The organism is Parabacteroides massiliensis (genome assembly GCF_900155425.1).
Lineage (GTDB): Bacteria > Bacteroidota > Bacteroidia > Bacteroidales > Tannerellaceae > Parabacteroides > Parabacteroides massiliensis.
The window spans coordinates 180,467-204,404 of sequence record NZ_LT700192.1 but is presented as its reverse complement, the minus strand read 5'-3'; the positions used below and the strand labels follow the sequence as shown (position 1 = coordinate 204,404).

Annotated in this window: 9 protein-coding genes; 8 read left to right on the top strand and 1 reads right to left on the bottom strand. The window is 47.3% G+C overall.

Features of this window, described 5'->3' with window-relative positions:
• The first annotated feature begins 312 nt into the window (after positions 1-312).
• The 4 genes from BQ9893_RS19570 to BQ9893_RS19555 all read left to right on the top strand — a co-directional run bounded on the left by BQ9893_RS19570 (position 313) and on the right by BQ9893_RS19555 (position 10,255).
• A complete protein-coding gene (locus tag BQ9893_RS19570) occupies positions 313-2,622 on the top strand; it encodes a cation:proton antiporter (RefSeq protein WP_075967608.1) in 2,310 nt (769 codons plus the stop codon).
• Positions 2,619-6,605, top strand: a complete 3,987-nt coding sequence (locus BQ9893_RS19565) for a hybrid sensor histidine kinase/response regulator transcription factor (protein ID WP_075967607.1) — start codon at positions 2,619-2,621, stop codon at positions 6,603-6,605. Before BQ9893_RS19570 ends, BQ9893_RS19565 begins: the two co-directional genes overlap by 4 nt.
• A gap of 142 nt (positions 6,606-6,747) precedes the next feature.
• Entirely contained in the window at positions 6,748-9,447 is a 2,700-nt protein-coding gene (locus BQ9893_RS19560; protein ID WP_244155243.1) for a glycoside hydrolase family 2 protein, read from the top strand.
• A 34-nt stretch (positions 9,448-9,481) separates the two neighbouring features.
• Complete coding sequence (locus BQ9893_RS19555) at positions 9,482-10,255, top strand: beta-galactosidase (protein WP_075967605.1); 774 nt, start codon at positions 9,482-9,484, stop codon at positions 10,253-10,255.
• Between the two features lie 91 nt (positions 10,256-10,346).
• Here BQ9893_RS19555 and BQ9893_RS19550 read toward each other — a convergent pair whose 3' ends face one another.
• A complete protein-coding gene (locus tag BQ9893_RS19550; RefSeq protein ID WP_075967604.1) occupies positions 10,347-12,464 on the bottom strand; it encodes a glycoside hydrolase family 2 protein in 2,118 nt (705 codons plus the stop codon).
• 109 nt (positions 12,465-12,573) lie between these two features.
• Between BQ9893_RS19550 and BQ9893_RS19545 the strand changes: the two genes are divergently transcribed.
• The 4 genes from BQ9893_RS19545 (at position 12,574) to BQ9893_RS19530 (ending at position 23,931) form a co-directional block, all read left to right on the top strand.
• Entirely contained in the window at positions 12,574-16,608 is a 4,035-nt protein-coding gene (locus BQ9893_RS19545; RefSeq protein WP_075967603.1) for a hybrid sensor histidine kinase/response regulator transcription factor, read from the top strand.
• Between the two features lie 177 nt (positions 16,609-16,785).
• A complete protein-coding gene (locus BQ9893_RS19540; RefSeq protein ID WP_075967810.1) occupies positions 16,786-19,869 on the top strand; it encodes a SusC/RagA family TonB-linked outer membrane protein in 3,084 nt (1,027 codons plus the stop codon).
• A 21-nt stretch (positions 19,870-19,890) separates the two neighbouring features.
• Entirely contained in the window at positions 19,891-21,501 is a 1,611-nt protein-coding gene (locus BQ9893_RS19535) for a RagB/SusD family nutrient uptake outer membrane protein (RefSeq protein WP_075967602.1), read from the top strand.
• A 78-nt stretch (positions 21,502-21,579) separates the two neighbouring features.
• Positions 21,580-23,931 carry a right-handed parallel beta-helix repeat-containing protein gene (locus BQ9893_RS19530; protein WP_075967601.1) on the top strand — a complete coding sequence of 784 codons (2,352 nt, stop codon included), beginning with the start codon at positions 21,580-21,582 and terminating at the stop codon, positions 23,929-23,931.
• The last annotated feature ends 7 nt before the right edge of the window (positions 23,932-23,938 follow it).

Here is a 23,938-nt window from a genome sequence, read left to right as displayed (position 1 = left end):
GAACCAAAATTCCACAAAAATCAGACAATATCCCCCATTTAAACCCAAATCCACAATAAATCATTGGTTCTTAACATCATACTCAAAACAGCAGTTTCTTAAAAAATATTACCCTTGCTACTAATTTGGTTTATATGGGGTAGAAAACCTAATTAGATGCGGTAGTAGTTTCGATTCGAACCAACGGCTTTTTTCACAAAATCACAATAAGGGTAGAAAAAAACAAAATCGCCAATAAAAAAATCCGCCGACAAAAGGGGCTATATTTAATTCCTTTTCTTATTTTTGCAAGAAACCGTTTAATGCTAACAGATGAGTAAGGGAATTAAAAGCATAGCCTTTTATTTGATGATGATTCTGATCTTTGGCTCACTCATGTATTTCATAGTCAAAGAAGGAGAAAGTCGGCAAGTCGATACGGCTATCCAAACGATGCAAAACGCCCCCCGGGATATGGGCGAAGGCTTTTTTGTGTTCTGGGATTCGGTCACTCATCATATTCAATCTCCAATCGGAATCCTCCTTCTGCAAATCATTACGATATTAATCGTCTGCCGTCTGTTCGGTTGGATGTTCCAAAAGATCGGGCAGCCCACCGTCATCGGTGAAATCGTAGCCGGCATCGTACTCGGCCCGTCCGTACTCGGGCATCTGTTGCCGGGAGTATCCGCGTTTCTTTTTCCTTCCGAATCATTAGGCAATATCACCATATTAAGCCAATTCGGCTTGATTCTTTTCATGTTCGCCATCGGCATGGAACTGGACATCGGCGAAGTCCGCAAAAAGCTGAAAGAGACCATCCTGATCAGCCATACCAGCACGATCGTTCCGTTTTTCTTCGGTATGCTGACGGCCTATTATGTTTATGAATCCTATGCCCATAAAGGGACACCGTTCCTCTCGTTCGCCCTGTTCATCGGGATTGCCATGAGCATCACGGCCTTTCCGGTCCTGGCACGTATCATCCAGGAAAAAGGGTTGACCAAAACACATCTGGGAACCCTTTCGCTGGCAAGCGCCGCCAATGGAGATATTACAGCCTGGTGCCTGCTGGCCGTCGTGATAGCCATCGCCCAGGCCGGCAGTATGCTGAGCGCCGTGTACAATATATTGTTTTCCATCTTGTACATCCTCTTCATGTTTTTTGCCGTTCGTCCTTTCTTACGGATGATCGGGCATATATACCACAACAAAGAGGTGATCGATAAAGCGCTGGTGGCCCTGATGTTCCTGTTGCTGATCGTATCGTCTTATTTTACCGAGATATTAGGATTGCATGCTCTTTTCGGCGCCTTTATTGCAGGAGTAGTCATGCCGGGAAACATCAAGTTCCGCAAGATCATGACAGAAAAGGTGGAAGACGTATCGCTGGCGCTCTTCCTGCCGCTTTTCTTCGTTTCGACCGGACTGCGCACGGAGATCGGTTTGTTGAACTCGCCGGAACTTTGGACCATGTGCGGAATCTTTACAGCAGTAGCCATCATCGGGAAGTTCGGAGGGGCCATGTTCTCCGCCCGCTTTGTCGGTGAAAGTTGGAAAAACAGCCTCTATATCGGAGCACTCATGAACACGCGCGGTTTGATGGAACTGGTCGTGCTGACGATCGGCTATGAGATGAAGATATTGCCGCCTTCCATTTTCGTGATGTTGGTTTTGATGACACTGGTCACGACCTTTATGACGATCCCTCTGGTTTCGTTCATCAAATTCTGCTTCACGGCTCATGACAAGATCAAGGAACAACGGATATATACAGAACCGACCGACGGCATATTCAAAGTCTTGCTTTCGTTCGGACGTGCCGGAAACGGCCAGATCATGCTCGATGTCGCCCATCAGATGTTTGCCCGCGGGAAAAACAAACTGGACCTGACGGCGCTTCACCTGACGGTCGGCTCCGATGTCAACCCGCTGCATACGGATAATTTCGAGGAAGTGAGCTTCGGTCCTATCCTGTACGGAGCCAAAAAACTGGGTATGCACATCCATACCCGCTACGAGGTGTCGAACAACGCCGGGCAAGATATCTGCGACATCGTCAATAACGAAGGATTCGATTTCCTGCTGGTCGGTTCGGGCATCTCCATGAGCGACTCGCCGGACGATATCGAGGCCAACCGCTACCGCACGTCCTTTTACAACCGCTATTTCAAACGCTTCAAAGCACCCGAATCCTGGTTTTATCCCGGCGCTTTGCTGAAAGACAAGACGAAGATGTTTATCGCCCGCAGCAATTGCGACGTCGGCGTGTTTATCAATCGCAATTTCGTGAAAGCCTCCAACGTATTGGTCATCATCAGTTCCGAAGAAGATCTCTTCCTGCTCGACTACACAAGGACATTGCTGAAAACGACGCACGGTTCTGTCGGCATCGTAGCCAAGATATCCTCCACAACGGCCGGACATGATCAAATTGTCAAAGAACTTTGGGATTTCGTCTCGTCCATCCCGCAAACTCATCTGTTACCGGACAAAGACCTTACACCGGGATTGTTCAACGGCTATAACTTCATGCTGATCGGCTATGACACCTGGAACGACGTATCCGAACACCGCAAAGAGGCTCTTCAAAAAATGCCGTCGACATTGATTTTAAACAAGAACCGGAATGAGCAGAAATGAGACGATACTTCCTATACCTCTTCCTCGTATTATCCAACATCATATACACAATACAAGGAGAAAATCTCACATACGACTACTTCAACCATTTAGGGATAGAAGACGGACTCTCCCAATTGTCGGTCTTGGACATTTTTCAGGATTCGGACGGGTATCTCTGGTTGGGGACAAGAAACGGAATCAATCAATATAACGGATACGAATTCAAAGTATACCGAAACGAAGTAAGCGATTCGACAACACTCAGCGACAGCCATATCTTGGCAATCACCGAAGATAAAGCAAAGAATATCTGGATCGGAACGACTAACGGACTCAACTCGATCCGGTATTCCGACAAGAAAGTCTTTCGTTATTATCCCGACGAAACGTCTCGCAACCAGGAAATACGCTGCTTTTTGCTTCACAGGAACGACTCGTCGCTATATACCTTTTCCGACAACAAGGTGTATGCCTGCCTTCGTGACAACACGCTAAGCTACTTAAACACATTAAAAGAAATAGAAGGAGGAATAAACGCCGTTTCGCAATCCGAAGACGGGACCATTTATATCGGAACCGGCCAGCATGGGATGTTTATCTACACTTCCGACTGGAAATTTATCACCCAGGTCAAACTTCCCCGACTGGCCAAAGACCATACACAACAAGACATTATCAACACGATACTGGCAGGTCCCGGCGGCCTGGTATGGATAGGGACATACGCCCACGGCATCTATCTGTATAATTCCCGTACACGGCAAATCAGCCATTTCGACAATACCAATTCCAACCTGTCCGACCGTGCCGTCCGGAAATTTATTTATTTAAATGACAGCACGCTATTAATCGGCACGTTCGAAGGATTGAACATCATGGATTTGACCACGATGGAGATAAAACCGTTCCCTATCCATACCCATGCCAACAACGAGTCCGAGATATCCTCCATCCACAGTCTTTTGGTCGACAGAAACCAGACTTTATGGATCGGTACTTATACGAACGGAGTTTATTATCATAGTCCTTTCCAGAATAATGTAACCATGATCTCCCCTAAAGATTTCCCTAACCTGATCATCGGGAAAGGGGAAATGGATAAAAACGGGAATCTATGGTTTGCCACAGAAGGAGCCGGATTGTTCTTCTATAACCCGGCCACCAGAGAACAAGCATTATATCCAATAAAAAAGTCGCATGGCAAAGGAAACGACAATGTCATCAAATCCATTAAAATAGACGGAGACATTCTATACTGTTCCACCCACTACGGAACAGTATATTCCTTCGATACGGTCCGGAAGCAATTCACCCTTTTGCATGATTTTACATTCAACGATATCAATTCGCTGTTCATCGACAGCAAGAACCGGTTATGGATTCCGGCAAACAGCAATAAGGCACTCGTGCTGGTTGACAGGGATCGATGCATCAATCTCTTTCCCACGCAAAACGGGCCACAACTTTTCAAGCATGTATCCGTGATGGATGAGATATCGCCTGATGTGTTCCTGATCGGGACCAGCCTGGACAGCCTTTACCTCTACGATATGCCAAAGGCGAGACGGGAAAACCTGAGCTACAAACTGTCCTCCCTGAATTCCCAAACGCAATCAGGCGAGATCACCGGAATACTCCAAGACAGAAACAACCGGATTTGGATATCCACGACCAAAAACGGGTTATTCCGCCTCGACCATTCACTGAATGTCATGAAGCACTATAAGAAGGAAGACGGCATCTCCGACAGCTATATTGCTCAACTGATAGAAGACAAAAAGGGGAATTTATGGGTAACGACCACCCAGCATATCTATAAGTTGGACGCAGAAAAAGACCTTTTCCTGCCGGTCGAGCAACCCTACACGATGGAATTTACCAAATTTGCCGGTACAGCCTCCCATAACGGGCAACTCTATTTTCCCGGCAACAAAGGAGTCCTCGCTCTGTCTCTCGAACAAAAGAGAACCAACCCCTACAAGCCGCCTGTCCTCATTACCTCCGTACAGGTCAACACACAGGAAACACTATCACCGCCGGACTTCAAGCACGGACTGAAACTCGATTACAAGCATAACAACCTGACAATCGGATACACAGCTCTCAACCTGATTCATCCGACCATGAACCGGTATGCCTACAGGTTGGCCGGCGCGGATATGGATTGGCATTATGTAGGCGACCGGCGCGAAGCCTATTACAGCAACCTCCAACCCGGCACATACACTTTCGAAGTCATGGCCTCCAACAACGACAATCTATGGAACCCGCAAGCAGCCAGCCTGCAGGTCACGATCACGCCACCTCTCTATAAGACCTGGTGGGCTTACCTGATATACATAACCTTGACCGTCTGTGCCATCATTGCAACATTCCGCCATGCGCAACGGAAACGGGAGAGAGAACGAGCCGATGAACTCCATAAGGAACGGATTCAGATGTTTACCAACTTCTCCCACGAATTGCGCACGCCTTTAACTCTGATCATCAACCCGCTAAACGACCTCTTGGAACGTGTATCCTTCTCTCCGGAAGTAAAAGACATATTGCTGCTGATCAAAAAGAACACCCAACGAATGCTCTTGCTGGTAAACAGCCTGATGGACATACAGAAATATGAAGCCGGAAAATCCGACCTGCAGAAAAGCCGTTTCGACTTTGTCCCTTTTATCAAGGAAATATATCATTCCTTCGAAAGCATCGCCGGCAACCGGAATATCAAGTTCACGCTTATAGACAAGCTGCCCCACCCCTATTTTGTATTTCTCGATCAAACCGAAATAGAAAAAGTCTTCTTCAACCTGCTTTCCAACGCCTTCAAGTTCACGCCGGCGGAAGGAGAAATTTCAATTCTGACACGTGCTCTTTCCCAACAAGAATGCAAAGAATTGCCTCTTTTTCCGGTACAGCAAAGTTCTTTCCTGACCGAACCCCGCTATCTATACATAGAAGTCAACGATACCGGAAAAGGGTTTGACAGTGAAAAAGCGGAAAAGATATTCGAACCATTCTACCGTTCGCAAGAAGATATACACCGGCAAATAGCCGGTACGGGAATCGGGTTGACCCTCACACGCTCTATCGTCTTGCAACACAAAGGATACATCTGGGTCAAAAGTTCGGAACAGGAAGGAACGACCTTCATGCTCCTCCTCCCCGGCATGGAAGAAACAGCAACTCTCCATCCCTCCACCAGCCATAAAAAGGTAAACTTATTGTTGGAAGAGGTGGAATCCGGGAAAAAACCGGTTATCTTGTTAGTCGATGACAACCTCGAGATCCTTCAATATCTGGAACAACAACTCAACAACGAGTATACCATAACCAAAGCCACCAATGGCAAAGAGGCGTTGAAACAGCTCGAAGAGATCAACCCGAATATCGTGATCAGCGATGTCATGATGCCGGAGATGAACGGGTTGGAACTGTGCAGACGTATCAAGGAAAGCCAAGCTCTTTGCCATATACCAGTCATCCTGCTAACAGCCAAATCAATGGTTTCGCAGATAGAAGAAGGGTTGGAAACAGGTGCGGACGACTACATCGTCAAACCGTTCCAGATGTCCCTGTTGCGAGCCCGCATCAAAAATATCCTGTCGGTACGGGAAAAAATGAAAATGATATATGGAGGCGACCTTTCCTTAAAACATCTGGGAATGGGAGCTTCGGAAGAAGAGAACGACTTCCTGACACAATACATCGATATCGTAAAGGCCCACCTATCGGACCAGGAACTGGACATATCCGTCATATACGAAGCATTGGGGATGAGCCGGGCCAATTTTTACCGGAAAGTAAAAGCCGCGACAGGGCTCTCACCAAACGAACTGATCAAGAACATCCGGCTTGAGGCAGGCGCAAGGCTACTCAAAGAATCTAATCTGAACATATCAGAGATTGCCGAACACACAGGTTTCAGCAGCAGTTCTTATTTTGCCCGCAGTTTCAAGGCCGTCTATGGTATCTCCCCCTCGGAATACCAGAAAAAACAGGCGGAATGAGAATCCTGTACTAATATATGAGATTATTTTACCAACCTTGTTCCATTCTCTTCCCTACTTTTGGACTGTCTATCAGAGATAATCAGACGGATAATCTAATTCAAAAAAAAGAGATATGAGAAACATTTCAAATTACCAACGAATGGCATGCATCATCTGTATGTTATTCACCTGCATCACCTCCAAAGGACAAACGCAGGAAATCGACCTTTCCGGGGAATGGGGATTCCAGACAGATTTTATGGATTTCAGACGCGGCTCGCTCGATGTCCGCTATATGCATCGCTTGCAGGAAACCATCACCCTTCCCGGCATTACCGATGACTACCAGATCGGTTACAAATCTCCTTACCGCCACCTCGACCGCCTGACACGCCTGTACGAATACATGGGGCCGGCCTGGTACCAGCGTGAAATCGCCATCCCGAAAGAATGGGAGAACAAACGCATCTTCCTGTATTTCGAGCGCACGCACTGGCTCAGCTCCGTCTATGTAGGCAAGCAGGAAATAAGCAAGATCGATTATGTCAGTGTCCCGCACAACCATGAACTGACCGAATTCGTGAAACCGGGAAAAACCGAACTGATCACTTTCTGTATCGACAACCGCTACCAATACGATACGCATAAATGGGATCACGCCCATTCCGAGTTTACACAGATCAACTGGAACGGCGTCTTGGGAGAAATCAAACTGGTGGCTGTCGACCCGGTCTACATCGACGACATGCAAATCTACCCGAACATTGCGGACAACAGTGTAAAGGTAAAGATGCAGATCAACAACTGCACAAAAAAGCCCTTCAACGGTACTCTTTCCTTCCATATCTCCGGCACGGATTATGACCTGGCGACAGATGTTCCCGTCAGCGGGAACGACACGATCGAAGTAATCGAACAGACGATCCGGTTAGGTAAAAAAATAAAACTGTGGGATGAATTCCAACCGAACCTCTACAACATGGGCTGTAAGCTGCATACGACCGTCGCCGGCCACAACTACGAACATGCCAAAGAAGCGACCTTCGGCATGCGTGAAGTGACGGCCAGCAAAGATCATGTCCTGATAAACGGGCATCCGGTCCATCTGCGCGGGACGGTGGAAAACGCCGTATTCCCTCAAACGGGCTACGCGCCTGTCGACGACGCCTCTTGGGAACGCATTCTGAATATCCTGAAAGAGTACGGGATGAATCACATGCGCTTCCACTCCTGGTGCCCTCCGGCAGCAGCTTTCCGCGCGGCCGACAAATTGGGCGTCTATCTGGAAGTAGAACTGCCGATGTGGGGAAAAGATGCCGAACCCGATGAAAAACGCTATGGTTTCTTCCGCCGCGAACAGAAAGCTATCCTGAAGGAATATGGCAACCATCCATCCTTTGTCCTTTATTGCAACGGAAACGAAATAACCGGCAACTTCGATTTCATCGAAGAGTTGACGCATACCGGCCGCGAGCAGGACAGCCGCCGCCTCTTCAGTGGTTCGACTGCCCGCAAAAGAGTCAATTCCGACCAGTTCTATATCACCCATCAGACAAACAAGGGGAACGTGGCAATCTACGAAGGCCGTCCATACACCGATTGGGACAAAAACAAGGAAGCAAGCATCGACGTCCCGGTCATCTCACACGAGTCCGGCCAGCGTTGCGTATACCCGAACTACAAAGAGATCGAATATTATACCGGCCCGGTACGCGCCCGCAACTTCGAAGTGTTCCGTGAATCGCTGGACAAGAATCACATGCTGGATCAGGCGGACGATTTCTTCAAAGCCTCCGGGGCACTGACCGTCCTCGAATATAAAGATGTAATAGAAGCACAGCTACGCACCGACCGGGCTGCCGGGTTCCAACTGTTATCCATCAACGACTTTACCGGACAGGGATATGCCCCGGTCGGAATCCTGGACCCGTTTTGGAATTCCAAAGGACTCGTGACCCCGGAAAAGTTCAGGGAATCCTGTTCTTCTACAGTCCCGTTGCTGCGCTTCGAGAAAAGAGCATTCTATACCGACGAAACATTCCGGGCAAAAGCCGAAGTCTATAACTTTGGCCCTGCGGCTCTCAAGAATGCCAAACTGAAATGGTTCGTGACAGACATGTCCGGCCGTACGCTCGCTTCAGGCAAACTGAAAACACAGACGATCCAAGACTACGGGGTTTTCCCCGTCGGCGAATTTAGTTTCGACTTCAGCAAGCTCACCGGACCTCAACGTCTGAAAGTCCATTTCACCATCAACGACAAGTGGAGCAACGACTGGAATATCTGGGTATATCCACATCAGCCGAAACTTATGCAATCGACCGGTGATGTCCTCTATACGACCGTATACGATGATCAAGCAAAGCAATATCTGGAACAAGGTAAAAAAGTCGTACTATGCCCGATGCCTAACCGGGTAAAAGGACGTAAGTCCACTTTTCACAATCATTTCTGGAATCCGATCATGTTCAAATGGCCACCGATGACCATCGGCTGCCTGATCCATAACACCCAGCCGGTTTTTGCCGATTTTATCACCGACAACCACACCGACTGGCAATGGTGGGACATTCTGGAAAATGCGAAAGTGATCGAAATGGCTGATGCTCCCCAGGAATTACGTCCTTTCATCCAAGTAATCGACAGCTATGACAACAATCAGAAATTAGGCATCGGCTTCGAAGCGAAAGTGAAGAACGGGCAACTGCTGGTATTGGCTGTCGACACGAAAAAGAATATCGACAAACGCCCGGCCACTCGCCAATTACTGAAAAGCATTGATTCTTACGTAAAAAGCAACAAGTTCAATCCGCAAATACAGGTTGACGAATCCTTTATTCGCTCTTTTCTAATAAAATAACCGATTCTCTCATTTTTCTTAACAAAAGAATCTCATGAAACGATTTTTATTATCAGCTTACTTGTTCCACCTCCTCTCTGTTACTTCTGCTTTCAGCCAAGAAATACAGATAACAGTGTTCGCTCCGTTAGAGCAAACATATGGTGAAGTATTCGAATCGCCGGAGCTTATGACCATGAACGATATGGGTATCGACTTCGGATATGCTCTTTATGAAACAGAGCTCAAAACGGAAGAAGAAAATCCGACACTGGAAGTGGAAAACATCAGGGATTATGCAACCGTTTACCTAAACGGGAAACTACAAGGTTGCCTGACAGACGACCATAAAAGCCTATTGCTGAATATTGCTCCGGGGACATATCAGTTACAAATCTATGCCGAGAATATCGGACGCATCACCTATGGTCCCGAAATACTGGACAACTCAAAAGGACTATTTGGAGCCATCTCGCTCAACGGTGCAGCTATCGAGAACTGGAAAATGATTCCGCTTCTCGTCCGCGAAACTTCCGTTAACGAACTCACGTTCGGAGACAAAAAAGAAGGCGACTCTCCCTGTTTCCACAAAGGGACGTTCGAGATGAACACCCCCAAAGACTGTCACATCAGTATTAAAGGCTGGGGAATGGGAGAACTCTGGGTAAACGGCGAATATCTGGGGGCCTATTGGGAAGAGAATGCCACGCAATCCGTAGAAGTTCCGGCAAGCGTTCTGAAACAAGGGAAAAACGAAGTCGTCCTTTTCGAACTGAAGAACAACAGCCAACGGTCTGTTTCCCTGTCAGACAAACCGGTATACAAATAAAAAAAGCCACGGAAGCGGCCCGGTTTCCTCAACGGATTCAGGCAGGCTTCCGTGGCTTTTACGTCTTTTTTATACGTTAGTAGCCGTCCTTCTATTCAAATCCGGCATGTACGCCTTTGATGGAAAAGGAATCCGCTTCCCGTTTTTTCTCTCCGGTATACATCCATTCGATCGTATCTTCGTATGTCTTGCCATCTTTGCTTACGACAGTCTTCACGATGTTCTTCCCGTCTGCCAGAGTCACATTGTCTATAATATAATGTACGTCTGTATAACCTTTGTGAATGCCGGATAGCTCTCGGCCGTTCAGGAAAACCTTCGGTTCGCCGATATTGGAATAGACAGTGATGGAAGTGACTTTCTTTTCGCGGTCCACATTCCGGCGTTGTGTCAGGTACAGAACGGGGTCTTCGCTCCAGTTCGCCTTGTACCAGAAATAGGAGTCTTTCTTCGTCTTGCGGTCGAAAGTCACCATACCTTTCATATTACGTGCAGGGAGGTCGCCGCGGTTGGCCAGAGGAGTAGCGAAATCGAAGGTGTTCCACAAATAAGAAGCGACAATATACGGATGCTTGGCGATCACGCTCCACTGGTATTCGTGCGTCTTCGTCTGAAAAGTTTCCGGATAGAAGGGCTTCGTCCAGTTAAGCGAATTGTCCAGATATTCGGTCTGATGAGCCAGATTGGCGTCGGCCCCGTACTCCGTCAACATCAGTTTCTGGTTCGGATAGTTCTTCTCCAAACCTTCCACCCACGGTTCGATATCCTGCAATTTCTTTTCATACCAGCCGAAATAGCGGTTCATGCCCTGTATGTCGGCGTTCAGGTTGACCGGATGCTCCATGTGTCCGTATCCGTTTACCGAAACGGTGTAACGGTCCGGATCTTCCGTCTTCGCCAGGTCATGCAAGGAGCGGGTCAGTTCTTTCGTATATTCATGCGGATGGTAGACCTCGTTATGCAACCCCCAGACATAGATGGACGGGTGGTTGAAGCTCTGGCGGATCAGTTCGCGGAGCTGGTTACGGGCGTTCTCGGCTTCCTGTCCGGAGACACGGTTCACAAAAGGAATCTCCGCCCAGATGACCAACCCTAAGCTGTCGCAACGCGAATAGAGGTAGTCCGATTGCTGGTAGTGGGCGAAACGGACGGTTGTCGCACCGATATCCATGATCGTAGCCAGGTCAAAATCATGGTTTTCGTTCTTCAACGCACTGCCCAGTCCCCACCAGTCCTGATGGCGGGTAACGCCGTACATCGGGTATTTCTCTCCATTCAGATAGAATCCTTCGCCGGCAACGATCTCGTATTTGCGCAGGCCCAACGGTTGCACCACTTCGTCGATCACTTTCCCGTCCCGGATCAGGCGGCTCACGACCTTATACAGATAAGGGTTCTTCCGGCCCTGCCACAAGGTGGGATTCTTGATCTTGAAATCGGTTTCGAACGACTGTACGCCCTGCGGTGTCAGGTCGAACGAGCGGCTCTGGGTTGCTATCTGCTTCCCTTCCCGGTCGTAAATCGTGTTCTGCAAAGTGAGCGGAGCCGGTTGCAACGTCCCGTTGTCCAACTTCACTTTCACTTTTACATCCGCTTGCTTTTTGGAGACATTCTTCTGGGTGATATAGACACCGGAAGAAGCGCAATCGGTCACACATATATTATAAGGATCTGTCACGATCAGCCAAACCGGGCGATACATCCCGCCGTAAACGCCGAAAAGCACATGGTTGATGGGAATCACGTCCGGACGTGACGCATTGTCGGCTTTCACAATGATCTCGTTATCCGCTCCCGGTTTCAGCACCGTGCCGATCTCGCATGAAAAAGCGGAATAGGCTCCTTTATGGGTCGTGACAAGCGAACCGTTGACATACACTTCCGCAACGGCCCCCACACCTTCGAAGCGGAGGAAGACGCGTTTGTCTTTCAGTCCGGCGGGAAAGAAATAGTGTTTCTTGTAGTAGGCAGGTCCCTCGTAGAACTGGTCATACTGCGTCTGCATGTCTTTTGCATTCCATGTGTGAGGAATCTCGACTTCGGTCCATCCACTCTCCCATTTCGGCGCATTAACGGCCAGTTCCTTGCTTGCCGGCGCTTTCTTAAATACCCAGCCGGAGTTAAACGACTCGACAATCCGGCCTTCGGCCTGCACCACCCAACTGAAACAGGCCAACAATAAGGTTAAACTCAATACTCGTCTATTCATGATGTTTTTATTGATTGAGTTGCAAAAATAGGGTTATCAGCTCATTGAACCGTGCAAAATCATCTCAAACCTGTTCAAGATCGTCTCCAAATCGCTATCTTTGCAACATATGATAAAAAGGTTCCATATCACACTCGCCATATATTTAGTCATGCTATATGTAACTCCCGCATATAGCATAAATTTCTTCTTCTCCCATTTGGGAGTAGAAGACGGCTTGTCACAAGTCTCCGTTCTTGACATTTTCCAGGATTCGGACGGCTACATCTGGTTCGGGACGCGCAACGGTGCGAATCGCTATGACGGTTACGAATTCGTCGTCTACCAGAATGAAGTCAACAACAACGCAACGTTAACAGACAACTACATCCGGGGATTTGCCGAAGACGACAAGAAGAATATCTGGATCGCGACATCGAACGGAATCAATTGCATCGACTACAAAACAAAAAAGATAACCCGTTTCTACCCGAAAAGCATCAATGAGGAATGTCCAACCAACATTGTCAACCGGTTATTGAAACATACGGACGGAAACGTCTACGCTTTCTGCAGCCGCTTCATATTCAAATGCCGCATGAACCAGACAGTCGAAGCAACCTTTCCCGACACGGCTCTTTCATCCCCGACCTATTCCGCAGCACAAGCTCCGGACAAGGACATCTACGTAGGGACACAAAGCAGCGGCTTGTATATCTTTTCCGACAACTGGAGGTTGAAACAGCACATCCCGTTCGATAAAACCATCACCACCATACTGCCCGGCACAAACGGGGATATATGGCTTGGAACGGACGAAAACGGGATTTGCCTCTTCAACAAAGAAAAACAGACCTTCACCTGGCTGCACAAAGACAATACAAAACTCAGCAACAACTCGATACGCGCGTTCGTACCCTATGGCGACAGCTCTATCCTGATCGGGACGTTTCGCGGTTTGAATATCCTGGATAAAAACAAGTTCACCATCACTCCGGCAAACATCAATATATCCGGAAAGGGAGGCTTGAGCCACTACTCCATCCACAGCATGCTGATCGACAAAGACCAGACGCTCTGGATCGGGACCTACTCGGCCGGAATCAATTATCACAGTCCTTTTTACCGTCCGTTTTCCTATATCACGCCAAACGAATATGCCGGTATCATCGGCAAAGGAGAACAAGACAAGAACGGAGACATGTGGTTTGCAACTGAAGGCGCGGGATTGTTTTACTATAACCCGAAAAACGGACGGCAACAGCTTTACCCCATCAAACCTCTTCACGAAGGAAATTACGAGATCAACATCATCAAATCGCTCCTGATACAGGGGGATTCTATCTTGTGTTCCACCCATTTCGGGTCAGTCTATCTGTTTTCTATCCGGGACAAACAGTATAAAATGCTATACGACTTCCACCACAACGACATTCTCACCCTATACATCGACAAAAGCAAACGGCTCTGGATACCGACAAACAGCGACCAGAACTTAGTCATGGTCGACAAAGGGAAACAGATCAACCGGTTCATGGCAGACGGCGCTTCCCGTTCTTTCAACGGAGTCACCGTGATCCATGAACTCGAACCGGACCGTTTTTTATTCGGCACATTGTCCGACAGCCTTTACCTATACGACATAAAGAAAGAAACCGTCCGTAACCTGACCTCCGAACTGCAACCGAATCCTCAGTTCGAGAAGCTGGGAAATATCACGGTCGTCACGCAAGACGAAGAAGGATATATCTGGATTGCAACCAATAAAAACGGGCTGTACCGCTTGAACCGGAATCTGAAACTGGCCAAACATTATCAGAAAGAAGACGGGCTGTCCGATAGCTACATCAACTCGCTCACGATCGACCGGCATCAGAATATCTGGGTGACAACGGGTAAATCCCTGTATAAACTGGACCGTACGACCGATACGTTCAGCGAAATGAAGATAGCCGACATCCCGGCAATGGAATTCACACGATTTTCAGGCAATAGCATTTCGACCGACGGCGATATCTATTTCCCCGGAGACAAAGGAGTCCTTTTCTTCAACCCGGACAAGATTACGGTCAATCCCAATATTCCACCCGTATATATTACCTCCCTGATCGTGAATAACGAAGACAACGTGACCGGAGACATCGAGAACGGGAACATTACGCTCGCTTCCAACCAAAACAGCATCACGTTCAGGTATACGGCACTAAACTTTATCCATTCCGAAAGAAACCAGTATGCCTACAAACTGGAAGGGGCCGACCCGACGTGGCATACGGTCGGCAACCGGCGGGAGGCCTATTACAGCAACCTCGCACCCGGCACCTATACGTTCAGGATCAAAGCCTCCAACAACGACAATGTTTGGAACCCCGAAGAAGCGACACTACGCATCACGATCGATCCGCCCTTCTACAAGACATGGTGGGCTTACCTTCTATATTTCAGTATCATCACATTCGTCATCACGAGAATCATCCGCCATCAGCACAACAAGCATGAACGGGAACGGGAACTTCGCTACAAACAGATGGAGCAGGACAAGGTCAACGAACTGCATGAGGAACGGATGCGCATGTTCACCAATTTCTCACACGAGCTGCGCACTCCTCTGACGCTCATCATCAACCCGCTAAACGACCTGATGCAGTACGTCTCGTTCTCGCCCGAAATAAAGGAGACGCTCCAGCTGATCAAAAAGAATACCGGACGGATGTTGCTCCTGGTCAACAACCTGATGGACATACAGAAATACGAGGCCGGTAAAACAATCCTGCAAAAGACCTGTTTCAATTTCTCTGCCTTTATCCGCGAAATGTACCACTCGTTCGAGAGCGTGGCACACAATCGGGAGATCCGTTTCACGTTGGAGAATGAACTGCCGGAGACGTACCAGGTTTGTTTCGACGAAGCGGAAATCGAAAAGATATTCTTCAACCTGCTCTCCAATGCCTTCAAATTCACTCCGTCGGAAGGAGAAGTAACCATCCGTGTCAGTACGGTCACACAAGCTGAATGTGAACTGCTCCCCCATTTCCCGGCTCAATACAGCTCCATATTGATAGAAAGCGGATATCTGTTCATCGAAGTAATCGATACCGGAAAAGGGTTCAGCGAGCAAGAGGCGGAAAAGATTTTCGAACCTTTCTATCGTTCGCAAGAAGATATACACAAGCAGATTTCCGGTACAGGAATCGGACTCAGCCTGACACGCTCCATCATTTTGCAGCATAACGGTTGTATCTGGGCAGAAAGTTCGGAAACGGAAGGCACCCGCTTTATGTTCCTTCTTCCCGACACCGAAAAGCAGGACGGAGGGCAAAACGAATCTCCCGTTCTGTCCAAGTCCGCCGAAATCAGCAAGAAATTCGATTTGCTGGTCGAAGAGACCGAAAACAAAAACAAGCAGACAGTCTTGCTGGTCGATGATAACCAGGAAGTGCTTCAATATCTGGAACAACAGCTCAGCCTCGATTATATCGTGGTCAAAGCATTCAATGGCAAAGAGGCCTTGGCTATGATCGAGGAGTCATACCCTCATATCGTCATCAGCGACGTCATGATGCCCGAAATGAACGGGCTCGAACTTTGCAAACGTATCAAGGAAAACCAAAACTATTGCCATATACCGGTTATCCTGCTCACCGCCAAATCGATGATATCGCAGATAGAAGAAGGACTGGATGCCGGTGCAGACGACTATATCGTCAAACCGTTCCAGATATCCTTGCTCAAAGCCCGCATACGGAATATCCTTTCCCTGCGCAAAAAAATGAAAACGATGTACGGGGAAACGCTTTCTCTCAAACAACTCGGAGTGGAAGAGCCGAAAGAGCACGATGATTTCCTCGCCCGGTATATCGAGATCGTAAAAGCCAATATTTCGAATCCGGAACTCGACGTGTCGGTCATTTATGAAGCATTGGGTATGAGCCGGACCAATTTCTACAGGAAAGTTAAAACCGTAACCGGGCTTTCTCCCATCGAACTGATCAAAAATATCCGTTTGGAGGCAGGAGCGAAACTCTTAAAGGAATCAGACATGAATGTTTCCGAAATAGCCCAACATATCGGTTTCAGCAGCCGTTCGTATTTTGCCCGCAGTTTTAAGGCTGCCTACGGAATGTCTCCGACAGAATACCAGGAAGCTGGATCTCAAAACGGGTAGTACCTCTATCAATATTCATCAAAATAAATGTTTTTTAGCACGTTGGAATAAATTTATCCCCTTTTGGAATAAATTTACACGTGCTTGGTTTGCATCTTTCATTCTTTTGACACAAAAACAAACAGGACCGACAGGTTAATTACTAATTGTTTAATGTGCTAATAAATTATGAAAGGCATGAACAGACAACTACGAGGGAATTTGCCACCCAATGAAAAGGCAAACGGAAAGAGCAGATTTCTTTCCTTATTACTATTTTTTATGGCGTTTATATCCGTACAGGTATATGCGCAGAACGTCAAAGTGTCCGGTACGGTAATCGCGGATGCTGACAAATTTCCGATTATCGGAGCTAACATTGTCGTAAAAGGCACGACGATCGGTACCGTTACCGATGTTGACGGGAAATTCACCCTTGATGTTCCTCAAAACTCAACAATCGCAGTTTCTTACATCGGTTGCGAAACGCAAGAAATCAAGATTACGGGTGCTAAAACATTAGACATCGTCCTAAAAGACAATGCGATCGGTTTGGACGACGTTGTTGTTATCGGTTACGGTTCGCAACGTAAATCAGATATGACGGGCGGTATCGTCGCCGTGGGAGAAGAAAAGCTCCAGATGGTTACGACAAACAACTTGCTCGACAAATTAGCCGGACAGGTTCCGGGGTTAAACATTACGACAAGCAAAGCCAACCCCGCGGAAGACCAGACCTTGCGTGTTCGTGGTGAAAACTCGCTGAGTGCAGACAACTCACCTTTGATCGTATTGGACGGTATTCCTTACAGCGGTTCACTGGGTGACATCGATCCCGACATCATCGAAAACTTATCAGTGCTGAAAGACGCTTCGTCTGCCGCCATCTACGGTTCACGTGGTGCAAACGGTGTAATCCTGATCCAGACAAAGAAAGGTAAAAAAGGCGCAGCCACCGTATCCTATAAAGGACAGGTAGGTTTCTCACAACCGGAACGCCACATCGACATGATGAACGGATCCCAATATCTGGAATTCATTACCCAACAGAAAAAAGAACTAAGCAACTTGACAGGCGACGCATTGCTGCCGGAAAACATCCTGCACGCCATCGAACTGGAAAACTATCGGAATGGCATCGAAACCGACTGGCAAGATTTGATCTTCCGGAATGCGTTGACCAACAGCCACCAACTCAGTGTCTCCGGTGGAACGGAAAACACAACCTATATGGCTTCGATCTCCCGCCTGAACCAAGAAGGGGTTGTTAAAGATACGGGTATCAAACGTACCAACATTGCTTTAAATATTACGCAAAAGTTAGGTTCTTGGTTGACAATCGGTATGGGTACGCAAGCCGCACAAAAAGAATACGGAGGAGTACAGGCCGGTATCAGCGATGCCATGTTGCAATCTCCTTACGGTGTTTTATATAATAAAGACGGTTCCTTGCGCGACTATCCGATGGACGAAACATTGCATCCCAACCCGTTAGCCGACATGGAAGCGACAAGCGACAAAACAGCCCGCAACATTTTCATTTCGACATTTGCAGAAGCCATGTTGCCGATAAAAGGCTTGTCTTTCCGCACTAATTTCGGTTATAACTATCGCAGCAAATTCGAAGGCGAATATTACGGACGAAACACTTTGTCCGGTAAAGCCAAAAACGGTAGCGCTTCTATCCTGAACGAACATTATTGGGATTACACATGGGAGAACTTACTGAAGTACACAGGTGAATTCGGAAAACATAAGATCGACGCCACTGCCCTGTTCAGTATGCAGCAGACCTCTTTGGAACAATCCAAACAATCCGGAACAAGCTTCGTAAACGATGATTCCGAATACCACAACATGGCCGGCGCGGAAGAGAACAAAGTCCTGACTTCCGAACTGACGGAAACAGCTATGTTATCCTATATGTTACGCTTAAACTATAGCTACGCGAACAAATATTTGCTGACCGTAACCGGTCGCTCGGACGGCTATTCCGCATTCGGAACGAACAATAAATATGCATTCTTCCCTTCTGTTGCCGCCGCATGGAATATTTCTTCGGAAGATTTCATGGAAAATACATCCAATTACTTGGATATGCTGAAAATACGCCTTTCATGGGGTTCAAACGGAAACCAGGCTATCAAAGCTTACCAGACTCTCGACCGCCTGCAGTTAACCAACTATATTTGGGGAGACAAAGGGACGACTGTCAATGGCGTACTCCTGCCTAACAACGGTGTCGGAAATCCGAACTTGAAGTGGGAAACCACCCGTACGGTCAATGCCGGTGTAGATTTCAGCTTTTTCAACAGCCGCCTGTCCGGTAGCATCGACTTCTATGTGGCCAACACTTCCGATTTGTTGATGAGCCGTACTGTTCCTATCATGAACGGATACAGCTCTATTATGGACAATGTCGGCAAGACGCGTAACACAGGTGTGGAACTGAACTTGAATTCGATCAACATCTCGACCAACGATTTCCGTTGGAGCTCAAACTTCAACTTTGCCTTGAACCGCGACAAAATTATCGAATTGCGCGGTGACGGTAAAGACGATATAACAAACAAATGGTTTATCGGCGAACCGTTACGTGTCCACTACGACTATAAAGTCGCCGGTATCTTCCAAGAAAACGAAACGTTCGAAATGAACGGACATACCATCAGCTGGGATCCGGCAAGCCAGAAATACTTGAATGAAGAAGGCAAGGAATATCAGAAAGGAGCAAAACCCGGCTATGCCAAGATGGAAGATACTGACGGCGACGGCACGATCACAGCCAAGGACAAACAGATCATCGGATCCAAACTGCCGAGCTTTACCATGTCTTTGGGTAACACGATCACATATAAAGATTTTACTCTTTCATTCTTGTTCAACGGGACATTCGGTGTTACAAAAATCATGAGAGACCAAAACATCGAACGTTGGGGCCAAAAGTACAACTACCTTGCCAACATGGGCTACTGGACTGCAGAAAATCCGAGCACCGAATATACTTCAGCAGGCTATATTCCGTACGACAAGCATGAATTCTACAAAAAGATGAACTACGTACAACTGAAAAACATCACGTTAGGTTACAACTTGCCGAAAAATATCTTGAACCCGATCGGCATAGCTGCACTAAACGTTAATGTAAGTATTAACAACGTATGTACATTCAGCAATGTGAAAAATGCGATGAACTTCGACGGTACGGATACGAATGCTGATATCATTTCCTGCTACCCGACCGCACGTTCTTATATGTTGGGATTAAATCTTACATTCTAATAATTAATAAAAAGATTACAAATGAAAAAGATATTAGCCGCTGCAACAGCAGCTGTTTTATTAATCACGGGAACAAGCTGTTCCGGGTTCCTGGATGAAGAATTAAAAAAAGAACTGGCTCCGGATAATACATATACCAGCAGCTATGGCTTTAAAGTCGGTATAACGGGGTTGTATGCATGGGCACGTTCCGAGTTCAACACATGGGGAACAGCTCCCACCACGCTCGGACAGGCTTGCCCGTACGAATCGTTTCAAGTGGCAACGGACATTGTTTACACAGGTCATAAAGATGGTAACCTCGTTCCTTTCGAAAACCTGTCTTACACATCTTCCAGTACATTCGTCCAAAACTACTGGAAATGGTCATACGGCCTAATCGCCAATGTCAACGAGATATTGTCATACGCCGATAAGAATGAAAACTGGGACACGCCGAACGATAAAATCGGTTTCCAGGCAGAAGCCCGCTTCTTCCGTGCGTATGCCTATCGTTATTTGGTCTATCTGTATGGAGATGTTCCTTACGTCGATAAGATCGAAAGCCAATTCCGCATCGACTTCACTCGTACACCGAAAGCAGAAGTGCTGGACCACATGATCGACGACTTGAAGTTTGCCGCTGAAAACTTGCCGGAAAATCCGGACAATGTGGAAGAAACAGGGAAATTGACCAAATGGGCCGCTTTGCATCTCTTATCCGAAGTCTATCTGATGGCAGGGAAATATGCAGATGCCGAAGATGCAGCTTTGCAAGTTATCAATTCCGGCTATTTCCAGTTGATGACAGAACGTTTCGGTTCAGCGACCAACCAGCCGGGTGACGCCTTCTCGGACATGTTCAAAGAATACAACCAGAACCGTCCTTCCGGCAATAAAGAATCGATTTGGGTCATGCAGTTAGAATACAATACCCCCGGTGGTGGCGGAGCTTACGAAGATTGGAGCAAACGTGCATGGGTTCCCAAATATTGGGATGAAACAGGTTTCACCCTCTGCGATTCTTTAGGTGGTCGCGGACTGGCACAGATCGTTCCGTTCCAATGGTGGATCGAAAGCACGGATTTCTTTGACGCTACCGATATCCGTAACTCGGAAGCCAATATAAAGAGACATTGGTACTACAACAATCCGGAAACACCGGAGCTATTGGGCAAACCGGCTGAAATGACAGAACTCACGAGATCCAAATGTACTCTTTATCCGGCTGTCACGAAGTTTTTCTATGGGAAAACAGAAGACGATCCTTCTTACGGTGGCAACAACAAAGACCGTATGAAATTCCGTTTGGCTGAAACTTACCTGTTACTGGCCGAAGCCCGTATCCAGCAAAACAATGCAGCAGGTGCAGCCGAAGCCATCAACGTAGTCCGCAGACGCGCCAATGCTTCTGAAATCACGGCAAGCCAAGCAACCCTCGATTTCTTGCTGGATGAACGCATCCGCGAATTAGTTGGTGAAGAACTACGCCGCTTGACACTGGTTCGTACAGGTAAATTAGTGGAACGCACAAGGAAATATAATCCTTACAGTAAAGAAATCGATGAACACAACACGCTGTGGCCTATACCACAAACAATCATCGATTCCAATACAGGCGCTGATTTCCCGCAAAATCCGGGATATAATTAAATAATAAAGATAAGCTGCCTTGGGTATTTGCTCCGGGCAGCTTATCTTTGTTTTTTATTCTATTACCTATAATTATATATGAAAACATACTTCATTCCTATTCTTCTGGCCTGTGCCTTTTTTGCAGCCATCTTTCCTCTGCAGGCTCAACAGTCCATATATGTCGCCCCGACAGGAAATGACCGAAATGCCGGGACCAAAGATGCTCCTTTGGCCTCTTTACCGGCTGCGATAAAAACCATAGAAACTTCAACAGAACAAAACATAACCCTTTTTCTACAAAAAGGAACCTACCATTTGGAAAAACCTCTAACCTTCTCACCGGAGATATTGGCCGGAAAAAGACTACAGATCACGACTTCCACACAATCCGACTCGGTCATCATATCCGGAAACAAAAGACTTTCCCTGCAATGGAAAAAAGGAAAACACGGGCTATGGGAAGCCCAAACGGAAGATTCTTTCGACCAGTTATGGATCAATGGAAGCCCAAGAATCCTCGCCCGCTATCCCAACTACCGAAAAGACACCCTGTTTAACGGCACGGCCGAAGACGCCCTCTCTCCTGAACGGATCAAAAAATGGAAAAAACCGGAAGGAGGATATATCCATTCCATGCATGCCGGAATGTGGGGCAGCCAACATTACCTGATCACCGGAAAGGTGAAAGACTCCTTGATCTATGAAGGCGGTTATCAGGTGTCACGTCCATCTAAAATACATCCTTCACTCCGTTATGTAGAAAACATACGGGAAGAACTGGACAGTCCGGGTGAATGGTTTTTAGACAAAAAGAAACATATTCTTTATTATTATCCATTGCCCGGTGAAACGATGGATGCCGTCGAAGCCGAAGCCACCGTCACTCCGCATCTGTTTGTCATCCGAGGTACGGAAAACGAACCTGTCCGTGGCCTTAACATCAATGGCATTACATTTACTCATACCCGGCGTACGGTTATGGAACCCTACGAGATGCTGATGCGCAGCGACTGGGGAATTTATCGCGGTGCCGCCGTATTATTCGAGAACACGGAAAATTGTAAAATCAACAATTGCGAGTTTAAGGAAATCGGAGGAAATGCGGTGTTCCTGAGTCGTTATGCCTATCAAGACACGGTCATCGGCAACCATATCCATCACACGGGTGGAAGCGCCATCTGCATAGTCGGAGATACATCCGCCACACGTTCCGGAGCATACGGATACAGTCATTTCATACCATTCGAACAAATGGACCGAACTCCTGGTCCCAAAAACAAGCTATATCCTCGCCAATGCCTGGTTGAAGACAATCTGATTCATGATCTCGGAACGGTAGAGAAACAGGTTGCAGGCGTAGAGATACAAATCGCCGCTATGCTTACAATCCGGTATAATACGATTTACGATGTCCCACGTGCCGGTATCAATGTCGGCGACGGTGCTTTCGGCGGCCATTTGATCGAGTATAACGATGTGTTCGATACAGTTCTCGAAACAAGCGATCATGGAGCTTTCAATTCATGGGGACGGGACCGTTTCTGGCATCCGAAATACAACGAAATGGCACGTTTGGCAGAGGAACATCCCGAATTGACCGGAGCGGATGCACTCTACACGAACATCCTCCGGTATAACCGTTTCCGCTGCGATCACGGATGGGACATCGACCTTGACGACGGAAGTTCGAATTACCATATTTATAATAATATCTGTCTGCGCGGAGGTATCAAACTAAGAGAAGGCTTTCTCCGTAAAGTTGAAAACAACATATTGGTCAATAACTCCCTGCATCCGCACGTTTGGTTCAAGAATAGCCACGATGTAGTCCGCCGCAACTTATTTATGCAACCCTACTATCCTATCTCATTGAATGGCTGGGGTGAACAGCTTGACTACAACTTCTTCACGTCTCAGATGGCATTAGATAATGTTCGGAAAAACCAAACAGACGCTCATAGCATCACCGGGGCTTTCGACTTTGAAGATGCCGCCCGAGGCAACTATACGTTGCTCCCCGGCAGTAAAGTCTTTGAAATCGGATTCGAGAACATCCCGATGGATCGTTTCGGCGTTTATAGTCAAAGGCTGAAAGCTCTTGCCAAAACTCCGGAGTTTCCGCTTATCCAAATCATCGATGCTTATGACCAGGACAAAACCTATAGCTGGTTAGGAGCAACGATTCGAATTGTCAACGGTCTTGGAGACCGTTCGGCTTTTGGCCTGCCCGATGAAAGAGGTATTGTCATCATCGCTGTTGAAAAAGGCAGCTTGGCAGACAAAGCTGGTCTCGGCAGAAACGATGTTATACGGGCTATAGCTGGAAAGGAGATTTCGACGATAGAAGAAGTTTTTGCCTTGACAGAAGAAAATCGCTGGAAAGGAAAGGTTTTTGTCACGATCATCCGTAACCAAACAGAAGAAAAGACACAACTGAAATTTAAATAATTCAACG